The organism is Pyxidicoccus sp. M6 (assembly GCF_055568925.1).
In genome coordinates, this window is sequence record NZ_CM145714.1 from 6,639,655 (window position 1) to 6,655,458 (window position 15,804).

The following is a 15,804-nucleotide window of genomic DNA, read 5'->3' on the forward strand; positions in this document are numbered from 1 at the left end:
CTACGCTGGATGCAGAGGGTGCGTGTCACATCATGAGCCAGCGCGGAGCGACAGAGTCCGGGAGCATCCCGGGGCGCCAGTCACGGTGGCCCGCGACGCTGCGCATCTGGGCGCTCGGCATGGCGGCCGGGACGCTGGGCGCGCTGCCGCATGCATTGCGTGCTTATGCGCAGGAGCCGCGCGACTTCCTCTTCAAGCTGGCGCTGGAGCTGGTGCCGTACAGCGCCTGGGCCCTGCTCGGTCCGCTGGTCCTCAGCGTCTTCCAGCGCGTGCCTCCGGAGGGCCCTCGCCTGGGGCGGAACCTGGGCATCCTGCTGGTGGCGGGCTCGGGCTTCGCTCAGCTCCACGTGTTGCTTCTCGCGCCCGTCATGGCCGTGCTCCAGCAGTGGAGCGCGCGGGGCGTGTCCTTCACCACGGGCCTGTGGGAGCTGCTGCTGGGACGCGGCGCGGTGGGGTACTTCGAGTACCTCCTCTTCCTCGCCGCCTGGGCCGCGCTCCGGGCCGCGCGGCGTGCACGTGAGCGCGAGCTGGCGGAGTCACGCCTCGCGGTGCAGCTCGCGGAGACGCGGCTGCGGGCCCTGCGCGCGCAGCTCGATCCACACTTCCTCTTCAACACGCTCAATGCCGTCACCGGCCTGGTGCGCCAGCAGCGCAACCCCGAGGCCGTGGAGGCGCTGGTCGAGCTGGGACACCTGCTGCGCGCGAGCCTGGAGGGCCGCGGCGATCACGAGGTGCCACTCGAAGACGAGCTGGAGCTGGTGCGGCGATACCTCGGCATCGAGCAGCTCCGCTTCGGTGGCCGCCTGGAGGTCCACCTGGAGCCTGAGCCCGGGACACTGCGCGCCCAAGTTCCATCGCTCATCCTCCAGCCGCTGGTGGAGAACGCCATCAAGCACGGCACCGCGCGCCGCGCCGGGCGGGGCCGCATCCTCGTGCGCAGTGTGCGCGCCGGAGACGTGCTGCGACTGGAGGTGCGCGACGATGGCCCGGGACTCAGTGCTGGTGGGGCAGGTGGCACGGGCATCGGCGTGGCCAACACGCGCGACCGCATCCGCGAGCGCTACGGTGCCCCCTACGGCCTGACGCTGGAGGACCTGCCGGAGGGCGGCGTGCTCGCTCGTGTGGAGCTGCCCTTCATGGAGGCGCGGCCGGACATGATGGACGAGGAGGTGCGGAGCCGTGCGTGAAGGAAACGCCGAGCAGACCGGCTGGCGCGTGCTGGTGGTGGACGACGAGCCGCTGGCGCGCGACAACGTGAAGCACCTCCTGGCCCGCGCGCCGGACGTCACGAACGTCCGCGAGTGCGAGAGCGGCCGCGAGGCCGTGGAGCTCATCCTCCGCGAGCAGCCGGACCTCGTCTTCCTCGACGTGCAGATGCCGGAGCTGGACGGCTTCGACGTGCTGCGCGAGGTGGGCCCGGAGCGGATGCCGCCGGTCATCTTCGTGACGGCCTTCGACCGATACGCGGTGAAGGCCTTCGAGGCGAACGCCCTCGACTACCTGCTCAAGCCGTTCAGCGACCGGCGCTTCGAGGAAGCACTGGAGCGGGCCAGGCGGCAGCGAGCCCAGGGGCGGGACAAGGCCCTGCTGGAGCGGCTGTCCGCGCTGCTCGACCTGCACCGGGGTCGCTCACCGGAGCCCGAGCACCCGGCGCCACCTTCCTCGCCGCCCGAGGGCGGCTACATCGAGCGCATCGCCGTGAAGACGAACGGCAAGGTGTTGCTGGTGCCGGTGCAGGACCTGGACTGGTGCGAGGCCGAGGGCAACTACGTGGTGCTTCACGCGGGCAGCCGGAGCCCCATGTTGCGCGAGACGCTGAATCAGGTGGAGCAGTGGTTGGATCCGCGCCGCTTCGTCCGCGTGCACCGCTCCACGCTGGTCAACGTGGAGCGCATCCGCGAGCTGGAGCCGGACGTGGATAAGGGCTGGGTGGTGGTGCTGCGCGACGGCACGCGCCTGCGGCTGAGCCCCGGCCGCAAGGCCGCCGTGGAGGCGCTGCTGCGGCAGTCATTCTGAGCGAGCGCCGCGCACCTTCTCCAGGGCCCTTTCGAGCCGGGCGATGTCGTAGGGCTTCGGCAGCACCACGGCCCGCGCCAGCGCGTCGCCGCTCTCCGGTTTCACCGCGCCGCCCTGTCCGGAAGCGATGATGACGCCAAGCCCGGGCTCGGAGCGGAGGGCCTCGCGCGCCAGCTCCATGCCCGACATGCCAGGCAGGCTCACGTCGGTGAAGAGCACGTCGATGTGCGCGGATCCCAGCACGCCTCGCGCCTCTTCCGCGCTCCCGACGGCCTTCACGTCGTGCCCCAGCGTCTCGAGCAGGTCACACGTCGGAAGCCGGATGTCCTCGTCGTCCTCCACGAGCAGGATGCGCATGGGCCCCGCCTTCGGGGTGGTGCGCTCCGGCACGGACCGCACGGCCGAAGCGCGCGCTTCTCGTTCGGCGAGCCGCTGCTGCCGGGCCCGGAGCAACTGGCGCACCTTGCGGGCCAGGTCCTCGCGCCGGTAGGGCTTGCTCAACAGGTGCACGCCCGGGTCCAACCGGCCGCCGTGGACGATGGCGTTCTCCGTGTAGCCCGAGGTGAAGAGCACCTCCAGGTCCGGCAGGAGCGCGCGGGCCTGCCGCGCGAGCTCGGGGCTGCGCACCGGACCCGGCATCACCACGTCGGTGAAGAGCAGGTCGATGGGGATGCCGCTCTGGAGCACCGCCAGCGCGCTCGACCCGTCCGACGCCTTGAGCACGTGGTAGCCCAGCTCCGTCAGCAGCTCCACCGCCGTGGCGCGCACCTCGGGGTCGTCCTCGACGACGAGCAGCGTCTCCGTGCCGCCCTCCACCTGCTCCGTGACGACATCGCTGCGTGCCACCTCCGGCTGGAGCGAGCGCGGGAGGTAGATCTTGATGGTCGTCCCGTGGCCCACCTCGCTGTAGATCTTGATGTGGCCGCCGGTCTGCTTGACGAAGCCATACGCCATGCTCAGCCCGAGCCCCGTGCCCTGGCCCTCGGGCTTCGTGGTGAAGAAGGGCTCGAAGGCGCGCTCCATCACGTCGGGCGTCATGCCGCAGCCGGTGTCCGAGACGGCCAGCAGCACGTACTGCCCCGGAGCCACGTCCGGGTGGAGCTGGGTGTAGTGGTCATCCAGCATGGCGTTGCCGGCCTCGAGGGTCAGCTTGCCTTCGCCGTCCATGGCATCGCGCGCGTTGATGGCCAGGTTGAGGATGACGTTCTCGAGCTGGTTCGGGTCGGCGTACGTGTTCCACAGGCCGCCGCCGATGATGGTCTCCAGCTCGATGTCCTCGCCGAGCGCGCGGCGCAGCAGCTCGTCCATGCCGCGCACCAGGCGGCCGAGGTTGATGACCGTGGGGTCCAGCGGCTGCTGCCGGGCGAAGGCGAGCAACTGGGCCGCGAGCCGGGCGCCGCGCTCGACGGCGCCCATGGCGGTGGCCACCCGGCGCCGGGCCGGCCCGTTGGCCCCGAGCTCACGGTCCAGGAGCTGGAGGTTGCCGCCGATGACTTGAAGCAGGTTGTTGAAGTCGTGCGCCACGCCGCCGGTGAGCTTGCCCACGGCCTCCATCTTCTGGGCCTGGCGGAGCACGGCCTCCGTCTGCCGACGCTCGGCCTCGCTGTCCTCCAGCGCCTGGGTTCGCTCGCGGACCAGCTCCTCCAGGTGGTCGCGGTAGCGGCGAAGCTCGTCCTGGGCGCGCTTCTGCTCGGTGATGTCGTGGCCCTGCACGAAGATGCCGGAGATGGCGCCGTCAGGCTCGACGACGGGCTGGTACACCAGGTCGATGTAGACTTCGTCCAGCGGGGCACCGGGATGCCGCTGGAGGAGCACCTTCATGCCGTGTCCGACGAAGGCCCTCCCCGTGGAGATGACGCCGTCGAGCAGCTCGAAGTAGCCCTGGCCCGCCACCTCGGGGAGGGCATCGCGGACGGCCTTGCCGATGATGTCCCGGTGTCCGACGAGCTGGTAGTAGGCGCCGTTGACGAGCTCGAAGACGTGTTGCTTCCCCCGGAGGAAGCACATGAAGCCAGGGGCCTGCTCGAAGAGGCGGCGGAGGTGGCGCCGCTCTGCGTCCAGTGTCTGGTTGGCTGCCTGGACGTGCTGCGCGCGCTGGAGGACGCCCGCTTCGATCTGCTCCCGGGAGGCTTCGACGAAGGCCTCCGCCCTGTCTCGTGCCGCCTCCGCGTCCTTCACCGCCTGCTTCAGCCGCTGCAGCTCGGTGACCTCCACGGTGTGCTGGAGGATGAAGGCCACTTCCCGGGCCGAGTCGAAGATGGGGGTGTGGGTGGCGCTCCAGTACCGCTCCTCGGTGACGGGGCCCTGCTCTGTCTCCCTCGGGACGCGGTACGGAATCAGCGCGAGGCTGTCCGGCACCCGGTTCGTCAGGACCCGGAGGAAAGACTCCCGCAGTTGGCGCGCGCTGGCGTTGTCGGGGTCGTTCGGATCATTCGGGAACGCGTCGAAGACGTTCCGCCCGAGCAGGTCTTCCCGCCGGCTTGCCGTCACCCGCAGGTACGCGGCGTTCGCCGCGACGTACCGCAGCTCGCGGTCCAGCAGCATGTAGGGGTTCGGCGACGCTTCGAAGAGCGACTGGAAGTCGATGGTGTCGGGCATCGGGCGGGGCTGATGTGGCACCTCATTAGTATGAGGTGCGACATGTTGCGACCGGGATGGCCGATTCCACAGTGTGGAAGTGTCCCTGAGTACTGATTCATGTTGTCTCAGTGACACTCAGCGGCGGCCGCGGAGCCTGTGTAGTAAGGGCAATGCCTACATGAACACGTCTTCAGCCAGTTTTTCAGGGGCTCGGGCGGGCGTTTCCAAAGGCGCCTGAAGGGCAATGCCTACATGAACAACTCTTCAGCCAATTTCGGACCGTCCTGCAATGGGACGCAGAATCGCCATGCCTACATGATCGGACGTACAGGTTGTTTCCGCCGGCTCCATGGCCGATGAAACAATTAAAGACAAACATAGACACAATTCAATGCGCCGATGTTTGTCTTTAGTTGTGTTTGTGATTATGGTTCATGTGTCGACACATGTATCACCGCGACGGCTACGACTTCGCGCGCTGCTGGTTGAGGCGGTCGTAGTGGCGGTAGCCGAGCTTGTCGAGCGCGCTCGGGGGCGCGAGGCCGATGTCCACGAGCGTCTTGATGTCATACGTGCCGGCGAGCACGGGCGGCGCGTAGTTCCGGATGGCGTCGGGGGTGCGGAACTTCTGCAGCGGGTAGAGCACCGTGCTCGTGTGCACGTGCATGAAGTGCGCGGCGGACTGGCGCTGCCAGCCGGGCACGCCCGGAGCGGTGATGACGTGGGGCGTGGCGAGGAAGGTGCCGCCCGTGAGGATTTCGAGCTGCTGGCCCACCTGGGCGACGATGCAGCCGGCGGGCGCGGTGCCGCGCACCATCTTCCCCTTGGGGTCCTCGGCCGTCGCGCGGGTGCGCAGGTACAGGCCGCTCTTGTTGTCGGGGCCCGGTGCCGCGTTTCCGGCAGGGTCGAGGAAACGGCCTCCGGGGAGCAGCGTGAGGAGGTTGAAGTCCGTGTGCTCCTCGCCCCAGACGATGTCCGTGTTCACCTGCGACGCGGTGAGCGGCAGGTACTGGAGGGCGCGGGTGACGTGCGGGGCGCGCTGGCAGAAGTCGGAGAACGCCGTCTCCGGCAGGCCCAGCGCGAGGGCCGCGCCGCGCAGGAGCTTCAGGCCGGCCTCATGGAGGGAGCGGCCGAGCTGCATGATGCCGTCCTGGAAGAAGGCCGGCGGATTCGAGGGCCAGACGTTCTCCGGGTACAGCTCGGGGAACTCCATGGCGGCCTGTTCGTCGTTGGGGTAGGGCGCGACGAAGTAGCACTCCTTGAAGTCCGGCTGGCCGTTGCTGGCGACGGCGACCTCGGTGTTCGGAGGCGTCCAGCCGCGCTGGTACCAGATGTCGGCGCGGCCGAAGGGCTTCTTGGCCTCGGCGGGGCGGGCGATGAACTCGGCGAAGGCGTCGTAGAAGCGGTTGAGCGCCTGCGTGTCGACGCCGTGGTTCTTCAGGTACACGAGGCCGAAGACGCCGAACGCCTCGCGGATCGCCGCGGAGGCCCGCTCGATGCGCGCCGGGTCATCCGACACGAGGTCGGCGAGGTCGACAGTGGGGATGTTCAGCGAAGAGGTCTCGGCCATGGTGGCCAAGGTGTATCGCTCCTCGGGGCGGAAGGGGAGGCCCTGCTATGCGGTTCAGGTCCACCGGCCGGGGAGGCGACCGCCTCCTACCCGCCCATGGGGTGGGCGGGTAGGCGGGAAACCGGGTCGCCCCGGAGGTCAGTGTGGCCGCCGTGGGCCGAGGAGGGCTTCGAGCTCGGCCAGGCGTCGCTCGGCGGCTTCTCGGAGGCGGGCTTCTTCCGCCAGTCGGCGCTCCAGCTCATCCGCGCGGCGCTCGACCTGTTCCACCACCCCCCGCATCTGCTCCACCAATTCCGCCGATTCGAGCAGCAGCTCCTCTCCCGCCCACAGCCGTAGCTTCTCGTCCACGATCTCCAATTCCAGACCCAGCACCTGCGAGACGAAGCGCCCCTTGTTGGAGGTCATGGGCGTGTACGTCCGTGCCTCGGGCGTCGCCAGCCGATAGCCCAGCAGCTCCTCCCGGGAGCGGTCGTAGATGAAGTACTCCGGGATACCGAGCCGGGCGTAGCGCTTCACGTTGTATTCGGCGTCCTTCTTCCGGTCGCCGCCGACGTGGACCTCCATGACCCAGTCCAGTCCCTTGCCTTCATGGCTGACCACCCACTTGCCGCGCATGTGGGGCTCGGCGTCGAGCACCACCAGCAGGTCCGGGGCGAAGCGCCGCTCACCCGGGTAGTAGATGGGCAACTCCGAGCCGATATAGGCCTTGCGCTTCTGCCGGGCGAAGTAGCCCTGGAGCGCGTCGCGCGTATGTGCCTTGCCGAAGTAGTGGAGGTCACCCTCCGGCATCGCCAGTTCTGCGTCCGTCACCTCATCGGGCAGGGACTCCACCACCCGCGCCCGTTCCTCCGGTCCCATTGCGTCCCACTCCGCTTGCGTGGGGGCCCGGGGGAAGGCGCCTCCACGTTTGTCCGTGTGCCATCCCATGCCTGGAAGCGTGCTGTGCATGGCCACGGCCGTCAATGCCCCCGCGGCCCATTCAGCAAGCGACGGGCCGGGCCGCCGCGGCGCGTTTCACTCGCGAACGTCGGGTTCCGGGCCTCGAACGCCATCCAGATTCAGAATCGGTGTCCCCATCCACGGACACTTCAAATCCACGCTCGAACTCCTGCACGCCCCCGGGCGCTCCGTTATCGTCCGCCGTCGCTCCGCGAGGTGCCCACCGTGAAGACGCTCTTCTCCGCCTGGTTCCGCATTCCCTTCTGGCAGCGAGTGCTCGGAGGCTTCGTGCTCGGAGCCTTCGCCGGGTGGCTCGTGGGGCCCGCCTCCGGCACGTGGTTCCAGCCGCTCGGCACGCTCTACGTCAACCTCATCAAGATGATCGCCACGCCGCTGGTGTTCTTCGCGGTCATCAACGCCGTGGCCGCGCTCCACGGGCAGAAGAGCGTGGCCGCGCTCGGCGGCAAGACGTTCCTCTGGTTCGCCATCACCGCCGCGCTCGCCGTCGCCGTGGGGCTCGCCACCGGCAGCCTCCTCGAGCCCGGTGTCGGCGTGGGCAAGCTCCAGCCCGCCGAGTCCTATACGCCCCGCGAGGTCCCCGGCCCCGTCCAGGTGCTCATGGACGTGGTGCCCACCAATCCGTTCGCCGCGCTGGCCGGCGGGAAGATCCTCCAGGTCATCTTCTTCGCCGGCCTCCTCGGCTTCGCCCTCGTCAAGCTCGGCGAGAAGACGGCGCGCCTGCGCGAGCTGGTCCGCGAGGCCAGCGACGCGATGATTCAAGTCACCCGCTTCGTGCTGCAGCTCACCCCGCTGGGCACCTTCGGCCTCATCGCCGCGCTTGTCGGCACCTACGGCTTCGAGCGCCTGCTGCCCCTCGGCCGCTTCGTGTTCGCGCTGTACCTCGCGTGCGCGCTGCACGTCGTCTTCGTCTACGGCGGCCTGCTGCTGGCGCACGGGCTCAACCCGCTGCGGTTCTTCCGTGGCGCCGCGCCCGGCATGCAGGTGGCCTTCGTCAGCTCGTCCAGCTTCGCGTCCATGCCCGTGGCCCTGCGCAGCGTCACGCAGAACCTGGGCGTCAACAAGGACTACGCCTCCTTCGCCGTGCCGCTCGGGGCCAGCATCAAGATGGACGGCTGCGGCGCCATCTACCCGGCCATCGCCTCGCTCTTCGTCGCGCAGTACTTCGGCCTGCAGCTTTCCGCGTCGCAGTACTTCGTCATCCTCCTCGCCTCGGTGCTGGGCAGCTTCGGCACCGCGGGCGTGCCCGGCACCGCCGTGGTCATGGCCACCGTGGTGCTCAGCTCCGCCGGTCTTCCGCTGGAGGGCCTGGGCTACCTCCTCGCCATCGACCGCGTCCTCGACATGATGCGCACGCTCACCAACGTCACCGGGCAGATGCTCGTGCCGGTGCTGGTGGCTCGCGAGGAGGGGCTGCTCGACGAGGCCGTCTACAACCGCGCCTCCAACGTGGGGCTCGAGAAGGAAGTCGTGGAGTGACGCGCGGCCCACCCGCCTGAGGTGGCGCTCGGCGGAAGAGGGCCCGGCCGGCTGCCCGGTCTTCTTCCCCCGCATCGTTCATGTGCGCACGTTGACCCCCAGGCTCCAACCTGGGGAATCCATGAGCGCCACCGTCGCCGACTATCTCCTCTACCGACTCTCGCAGTGGGGCGTCCGCCGCATCTACGGCTACCCCGGTGACGGCATCAACGGCATCCTCGGCGCGCTCGGGCGCACCTCGGAGTTCGACTTCGTCCAGGCCCGCCACGAGGAGATGGCCGCCTTCATGGCGTGTGCCCACGCCAAGTTCACCGGGCAGCCGGGCGTGTGCCTCGCGACGTCGGGCCCCGGCGCCATCCACCTGCTCAACGGCCTCTACGACGCGAAGCTGGACCACCAGCCGGTGGTGGCCATCGTCGGACAGCAGTCGCGCGCGGTGCTCGGCGGCCACTACCAGCAGGAGGTGGACCTGCTGGCCCTCTTCAAGGACGTGGCCAGCGAATACGTCACCATGGTGACCAACCCCTCCGCCGTGCGCCACGCGGTGGACCGGGCCGTGCGAGTGGCCCTCTACGAGCGCACGGTGACGTGCATCATCCTCCCCAACGACATCCAGGAGGAGACGTACCAGAAGCCCGAGCGCGCCCATGGCACCGTCCACTCCAGCGTGGGCTACAGCGTGCCCCGTGTCCTCCCGCGCGAGCCGGATTTGCGCCGCGCCGCGGACGTGCTCAACGCCGGCAAGAAGGTGGCCATGCTGGTGGGCGCCGGTGCAGCGAACGCCGCCGACGAGGTGGTGCAGGTCGCGGACCTGCTCGGCGCGGGCGTGGCGAAGGCGCTGCTCGGCAAGGCCGTGCTGCCGGACTCGCTGCCCTTCGTCACCGGCTCCATCGGCCTGCTCGGCACCAAGGCGAGCTGGGACCTCATGTCCGAGTGCGACACGCTGCTGATGGTGGGCACCAGCTTCCCGTACTCGGAGTTCCTCCCGAAGGAGGGGCAGGCGCGGGGCGTTCAAATCGACGTCGACGGGCGGATGCTCGCCATCCGCTACCCGATGGAGGTCGCCCTGGTGGGCGACAGCCAGGAGACGCTGCGCGCGCTGATTCCGCTGCTCCAACGCAAGCAGGACCGGAGCTGGCGCGATTCCGTGGAGAAGAGCGTGCGCCAGTGGAGCAAGACGGCCGAGGCGCTGGCCATGGAGTCCGCCAACCCGCTCAACCCCCGCCGCGTGTTCTGGGAGCTGTCACCGAAGCTGCCCGACGACGTCATCCTCACGGCGGACTCGGGCTCGGGGACGAGCTGGTTCGCGCAGTACCTCCAGATTCGCAAGGGGATGATGGCGTCGCTGTCCGGCAACCTGGCCACCATGGGCTGCGCGGTGCCGTACGCCATCGGCGCGAAGTTCGCCTTCCCGCACCGGCCCGTCCTCGCCGTGGCGGGCGACGGCGCCATGCAGATGAACGGCAGCAGCGAGCTCATCACCGTGGCGAAGTACTGGAAGGAGTGGAAGGACCCGCGCTTCATCGTCCTCGTGCTCAACAACCGCGACCTCAACATGGTGACGTGGGAGCAGCGCGTGCTGGCCGGGGACCCAAAGCTGCCCGCGTCGCAGGACCTGCCGGACTTCCCGTACGCGCGCTACGCGGAGTCCATCGGCCTCAAGGGGATTCGCGTCGACAAGCCCGAGTCGCTCTCGCGCGCGTGGGACGAGGCGCTCAGCTCGGACCGGCCCGTCGTCTTCGAGGCGTACGTGGACCCCGACGTGCCGCTGCTCCCGCCGCACATCACCTTCGAGCAGGCGAAGCATTACGCCCAGGCGCTGATGAAGGGCGACGTGGACTCGGGCGGCATCCTCAAGCAGTCGCTCAAGAGCATGGTGGATACGCTCGTGCCGCACAAAGGCGGCAAGGAGTAGTCGCGTCCTTCAGCGCAGCACGGGCAGGGGGAACTTCAGCGGCTTGCCGTCGGAGGCCACGGCGTTGCCGTCCACCTCCGCGGCCCCGAGCCCCTGGCGCTGTCCCTGGAACGTGGCCTGCGGGTTGCGCGCGGACGCCTTGCCCGCGTGGAAGACGGCGAAGCGCGCCGTCAGTGCACCCACCGTCGTGAGCACGTCCGCCGCCACCTGCTTCCACCGTGCGCGCCCGGGCAGCACGTCCAGCGCGAGCCCCGCCGCCGAGCACACGCGCGATGTCTTCCACAGCATGCCGGACAGGCCATCCTTCAGCGGCCTCGCCACCTCAGGCACCCGCTCCGCGTCGCGCACCATTGCGACACTGGTGACGAGCTCCGCCACCTTGCCCGCGAGACGGTAGGGCCGCAGCACGCGCGCCTCGGCGGGCCCGTGAGGCAGCAGCGACAGCAAGCTTCCCGCGGACGCGGTGGCCGAGGACATGAAGAAGAGCGGCAGCGTCCGGTGTGTGGCCTGCCACACCGGAATGGCCGTGTTGCACAGCAGCACCGCCGTGTAGCCCGCCAGCGGCATGCCCAGCAATGCGGCACCCGCCGCGGCGGCGCGGCCCACCGTGCCCGGCCACCCGCGACGGTGGCTCAGCAGCAACGCCAGGGTGTTCAGTCCCCCCGAGCCTGCCATTACCCACGAGCCGATGCTCATGGGCGAGGTGGGGCGGAACACGCGCAGCATGTTGAGGAAGCGTTCCGGCCGGCCGAGGTCGTGGATGAGCAACCCCGCGCTGAGCATGTCTCCCACGACGCCCGCCCATAGGCCGCGCCGTCCCAGCCGTGCCAGCTCCGGTCCGCCAGCCACATCCGCCGCGAGGCCCAGCAGGCTCGCCGCGCCCGCCACGCCCCCCACGTAGAGGTACGCGGGGATGGACCAGATCCACACCGGCTCCTTCACGGACGGCAGCCCGTAGTAGCTCGGTGCCGTCTCGCGGTCCGGCCCGGCGCGGGAGGGAATCACGGGCAGGGGAGGTGGGTGCGGGAGCTCCGGGTCCCTCACGCGCTGCTGCGCGCCCTCGCCCGAGAGGATGCCCAGGTGCGGGTCCACGTTGCGGCCGTCGCGCTTGCGTTGAATGCGGTCCAGCAGCGTCGATTCATTACCGGTGTCAGGAGGGTTCACGTGCGCACCTCCCGGCCCATCAGCACGGAGCCGAGCGCCACCGCCGCCATGCCCAGCGCGCCCCACGCCACCATGCCCCACGTGCGCGCGCCCTTCTTCGTCGGCACCACCGGGTCCGGCGGGAGGCCGTAGACCTCGGGCCTGTCCACGAGGAGGAAGAACGCATTGAGCCCGCCCGTGCCTGGCTGATTCGCCGCGTCCTTCCCATACAGGTATGCATCCGTGACGCCCCGCTCGTGCAGCGCCCGCACGCGGTTCTCCGCGCGCGCGTGCAGCTCGTCCAGGTCTCCGAAGACGATGGACTCGGTGGGACACGCCTTGGCGCACGCGGGCGTCATGCCCTCGCCGAGCCGGTCGTAGCAGAGGGTGCACTTCCACGCGCGCCCGTCATCCTCGCGCCGGGAGATGACACCGAACGGGCAGCCCACCACGCAGTACCCGCAGCCGTTGCACACGTCGGGCTGCACGTAGACCGTGTCGAACTCCGTGCGGACGATGGCGCCGGTGGGGCACGCCTCCAAGCACCCGGCCCGCTGGCAGTGCTTGCACACGTCCGACATCATCAGCCACGAGAAGTCCCTGACGCCCGTCGACTGCCCCTGCATCGGCACCTGTCGCTCCACGAAGGCCACGTGCCGCCACGTCGAGGCGCCCAGCGCCCCGGTGTTGTCATAGGACATGCCGGTGAAGTGGAAGCCGTCGTCCGGGAGCTGGTTCCACTGCTTGCACGCCACCTCGCACGCCTTGCAGCCGATGCAGAGGGTGGTGTCGGTGAAGAAGCCCTTCTGGCCCATGAACTACCGCTCCTGTTCCAACTTCTCCTGATACGTGTCGTGTGCGTGCTCGGGGACGCGCGGGGTGTCGCGCCGCAAGTCCGGAGTCCCCGCCGGCAGCGCGGGTGCCACGTCGCTCGTGGTGGAGCGCTCGCCCGTGGCGTGCCGGCCCGCGACGATGTCGCCGGTGAAGGCCTTGGACTCCTGAATCTCGACGTTGGGGTCCGCCACGAAGGGCAGCAAATCGTTGGCCCCACTCGCGCGGATTCGCCCCGTCACGCCCCAGTGGTAGGGCAGGCCAATCTGGTGCACCCACGTGCCGTTCAGCTTCAGCGGGCGCATCCGCTCCGTGACGAGCACCCGGCACTCCATGTCTCCGCGCGCGGTGCGCACCGTGGCCCAACCGCCATTCGTGAGACCGCGCTCCGCCGCGAGTTCCGGGGACACCTCGCAGAACTGCTCGGGTTGCAGCTCGCTCAGCCAGGACAGCCAGCGGCTCATGCCTCCCGCCGTGTGGTGCTCCGTCACTCGGTACGTGGTGAGCACGAAGGGATAGCGCGGGTCCGCCCAGGCGCGGTGCAGCGGCACGTCGCGACGCCGCCACTCCAGCCGCGCCGGATTGCACTGCTGCGCGTAGAGCGCGTTCTCCACCGGCGACTCCGGCGGCTCGTAGTGCGTGGGCAGCGGGCCGTCCATCATGCCGCTGGGCGCGAAGAGCCAGCCCTTGCCGTCCACCTGCATGATGAACGGGTCCGTCCCGCCCAGCGCGTCCACGCCGCGCGCGTGCTCCGGGGGACGGTACGTGGGCGGCCGGTCCGCGATGAAGTCCGGCACGTCCTCGCCGGTCCACCGCAGCTTCTCAGCGTCCCACCAGACGTACTTCTTCCGCTCGCTCCACGGCCTGCCGTCCGGGTCCGCCGAGGCGCGGTTGTAGAGGATGCGCCGGTTGGCCGGCCACGCCCAGCCCCACTCGGACGCCACCCATGACTGCTCGCGCGCGGGCTTGCGACGTGCCGTCTGGTTGATGCCGTCCGCATAGCAGCCCGAGTAGAGCCAGCAGCCCGAGGCCGTGCTGCCGTCGTCCTTCAGCTCGGAGAAGCCGTTCACCAGCTCGAGGCCCGGCACGGTGTAGCCGTTGATCTCCCGCAGCACCGCCTCCGCGTCAGGCTCCGCGCCCCTGCCGCTCGTGGGGTAGTCCCACGTCAGGTCGTGAATCGGCTGGTCCCTGCGCGCCTTCGAGTCTGCATAGAGCGCCTTCAGCCGGCGGCCCAGGTGGTAGACGAAGTGCAGCTCGCTGCGCGCATCGCCAGGGGGTTCCACGGCCTTGTCGCGCCACTGGAGCAGCCGCTGCGTGTTGGTGAAGGTGCCGTCCTTCTCCGTGTGCGCGGCGGCGGGGAAGAAGAAGACCTCCGTCCGGATGTCCTCCGTCTTCACGTCGCCGTTCTGGATTTCGGGAGCGCGGCGCCAGAACTCGGCCGTCTCGATGAGCGTGAGGTCCCTCACCACGAGCCAGTCCAGCTCGCGCAGCCCCTTGCGCTGCAGCGCTCCGTGGGACGAGCCAACGGCGGGATTCTCTCCTATGACGAAGTAGCCCTTCACCCGGCCATCCGCCATGTCCGCCACCGTCTGCATGTGCGAGTGATTGCCGGTGAGCCGGGGCAGGTGGCCGAAGAGGAAGTGGTTCTCCTTCGTGGCCGCGTCGCCGAACCAGGCCTTGAGCAGCGACACCATGTACTTCGGCAGGTTGCTCCACCAGCCGGTGCTGGTGGCGTGGTCCTCGAAGTAGTCGCTCAGCGCGTAGCCCTGCCTCGCGTGCGGCATGGGCATGTAGCCGGGCAGCAGGTTGTAGAGCGTGGGGATGTCCGAGGAGCCCTGGATGGACGAGTGGCCGCGCAGCGCGAGGATGCCGCCGCCGGGCCGGCCGATGTTGCCCAGCAGGAGCTGGAGGATGGCCGCGGTGCGGATGTACTGCACGCCCACCGTGTGCTGCGTCCAGCCCACCGCGTAGCAGAACGCGGTGGTGCGCTCGCGGCCGGAGTTGTTGCACACCGCCTCGGCCACCTTGAGGAACTGATCCTCCGGCACGCCGCACACCTTCGCGACGATGGCCGGCGTGTAGCGTGCGAAGTGGCGCTTCAGGAGCTGGAAGACGCAGCGCGGGTGCTGGAGCGTCTCGTCCTTGCTCGCCTCGAAGCGTGAGGAGCCTTCCGCCTCGCCGCCCTTGCCGGCGCCGGGCTCGGCGTACAGGTGCTTGTGGCCGCCCGCGGGCACGGTGCCGCCCACGCCCTCGTACTGCCACGTGGCCGGGTCGTACTTGCCGTTCTCCGCGTCGTAGCCGCTGAAGAAGCCGTCCAGGTCCTCCGTGTCCTGGAAGCCCTCGCGGATGATGTTGGCCGCGTTGGTGTAGTGGAGGACGTACTCCTTGAAGTAGCGCTCGTGCTCCAACACGTAGTGGACGAGCCCGCCCAGGAACGCGATGTCCGAGCCCGCGCGGATGGGCACGTGCTGGTGCGCCATGGCGCTGGTGCGCGTGAATCGCGGGTCCACGTGGATGAGGGTGGCTCCGCGCTCCTTCGCCTCCATCACCCACTGGAAGCCCACCGGGTGACACTCGGCCATGTTGGAGCCCTGGATGACGATGCAGTCCGCGTTCGCCAGGTCCTGCTGGAACGTCGTCGCGCCGCCTCTACCGAACGAGATGCCCAGACCGGGCACCGTGGAGGAGTGTCATATTCGAGCCTGGTTCTCCACCTGCACGATGCCCAGCGCGGTGAAGAGCTTCTTGATGAGGTAGTTCTCCTCGTTGTCCAGCGTGGCGCCGCCCAGGTGGGCAATTCCCAGCGTGCGCTTCACGTCGAAGCCATTGACGTCGGTGTCCTCCCACGTGGCGTCGCGCGTCCTCTTCACGCGCTCGGCCACCATGTCCATGGCCTCCTCCAACGAGAGCGTCTCCCACTCGGTGCCGCCGGGGCGGCGGTAGAGCACGTCGCGCACGCGGTGGTTGCCGGTGACGAGCTGGAACGTGGCGGAGCCCTTGGGGCACAGGCGCCCTCGGGAGATGGGCGAGTCCGGGTTGCCCTCGATGTCGAGGATGCGGCCGTCCTTCACGTACACGTCCTGCGCGCAGCCCACCGCGCAGTACGGGCAGACGGACTTCACGACGCGGTCGGCCCCGGTGGTGCGCGGCTCGAGCATACGGCTTCGCTCGGTCATCGCCGTGTCGCCGAGCGCGGTGGCATCTCCCTTCCGCAATTGCCGGAGCACGGGCCAGCGGCCGAGCAGGTCGAACACTCCCACGACGTTCCTCCCGCGTGACGCACACGTCTGCGCGGGGAAGATGGGGGCGGGCG

Annotated in this window: 10 protein-coding genes; 4 read left to right on the forward strand and 6 right to left on the reverse strand. The window is 69.4% G+C overall.

Annotated features, from left to right (window positions below; genetic code table 11):
* Window positions 1–32 precede the first annotated feature (32 nt).
* Together ACVTJA_RS26575 and ACVTJA_RS26580 are read left to right on the forward strand one after the other, a co-directional pair.
* Entirely contained in the window at window positions 33–1,187 is a 1,155-nt protein-coding gene (locus ACVTJA_RS26575) for a sensor histidine kinase (protein ID WP_465840242.1), read from the forward strand.
* A complete protein-coding gene (locus ACVTJA_RS26580) occupies window positions 1,180–2,016 on the forward strand; it encodes a LytR/AlgR family response regulator transcription factor (RefSeq protein WP_465840244.1) in 837 nt (278 codons plus the stop codon). Before ACVTJA_RS26575 ends, ACVTJA_RS26580 begins: the two co-directional genes overlap by 8 nt.
* On the opposite strand, the gene ACVTJA_RS26585 is transcribed toward ACVTJA_RS26580, so the two are convergent.
* From ACVTJA_RS26585 to ACVTJA_RS26595, 3 genes are all read right to left on the reverse strand, one after another.
* Window positions 2,008–4,614: a response regulator gene (locus ACVTJA_RS26585; protein WP_465840245.1), complete on the reverse strand. Its 2,607-nt coding sequence runs from the start codon at window positions 4,612–4,614 to the stop codon at window positions 2,008–2,010. The two genes, ACVTJA_RS26580 and ACVTJA_RS26585, sit on opposite strands and share 9 nt — an antisense overlap.
* A 445-nt stretch (window positions 4,615–5,059) precedes the next feature.
* On the reverse strand, window positions 5,060–6,166 hold the full coding sequence (locus ACVTJA_RS26590) for an isopenicillin N synthase family dioxygenase (RefSeq protein ID WP_465840520.1): 1,107 nt from the start codon (window positions 6,164–6,166) through the stop codon (window positions 5,060–5,062).
* A 138-nt stretch (window positions 6,167–6,304) separates the two neighbouring features.
* Complete coding sequence (locus ACVTJA_RS26595) at window positions 6,305–7,093, reverse strand: Uma2 family endonuclease (protein WP_465840246.1); 789 nt, start codon at window positions 7,091–7,093, stop codon at window positions 6,305–6,307.
* 237 nt (window positions 7,094–7,330) lie between these two features.
* Here ACVTJA_RS26595 and ACVTJA_RS26600 point away from each other — a divergent pair, with 237 nt between their 5' ends.
* Complete coding sequence (locus ACVTJA_RS26600) at window positions 7,331–8,602, forward strand: dicarboxylate/amino acid:cation symporter (RefSeq protein WP_465840248.1); 1,272 nt, start codon at window positions 7,331–7,333, stop codon at window positions 8,600–8,602.
* 121 nt (window positions 8,603–8,723) lie between these two features.
* Entirely contained in the window at window positions 8,724–10,517 is a 1,794-nt protein-coding gene (locus ACVTJA_RS26605; RefSeq protein WP_465840249.1) for a thiamine pyrophosphate-requiring protein, read from the forward strand.
* Between the two features lie 9 nt (window positions 10,518–10,526).
* Here ACVTJA_RS26605 and nrfD read toward each other — a convergent pair whose 3' ends face one another.
* Genes nrfD through fdh form a run of 3 tightly spaced genes read right to left on the reverse strand, consistent with a single transcriptional unit; the run spans window position 10,527 to window position 15,751 of the window.
* On the reverse strand, window positions 10,527–11,681 hold the full coding sequence (nrfD, locus tag ACVTJA_RS26610; protein ID WP_465840251.1) for an NrfD/PsrC family molybdoenzyme membrane anchor subunit: 1,155 nt from the start codon (window positions 11,679–11,681) through the stop codon (window positions 10,527–10,529).
* Entirely contained in the window at window positions 11,678–12,475 is a 798-nt protein-coding gene (locus tag ACVTJA_RS26615) for a 4Fe-4S dicluster domain-containing protein (RefSeq protein WP_465840253.1), read from the reverse strand. Before ACVTJA_RS26615 ends, nrfD begins: the two co-directional genes overlap by 4 nt.
* 3 nt (window positions 12,476–12,478) lie before the next feature.
* On the reverse strand, window positions 12,479–15,751 hold the full coding sequence (fdh, locus tag ACVTJA_RS26620; protein ID WP_465840255.1) for a formate dehydrogenase: 3,273 nt from the start codon (window positions 15,749–15,751) through the stop codon (window positions 12,479–12,481).
* Between the last annotated feature and the right edge of the window lie 53 nt (window positions 15,752–15,804).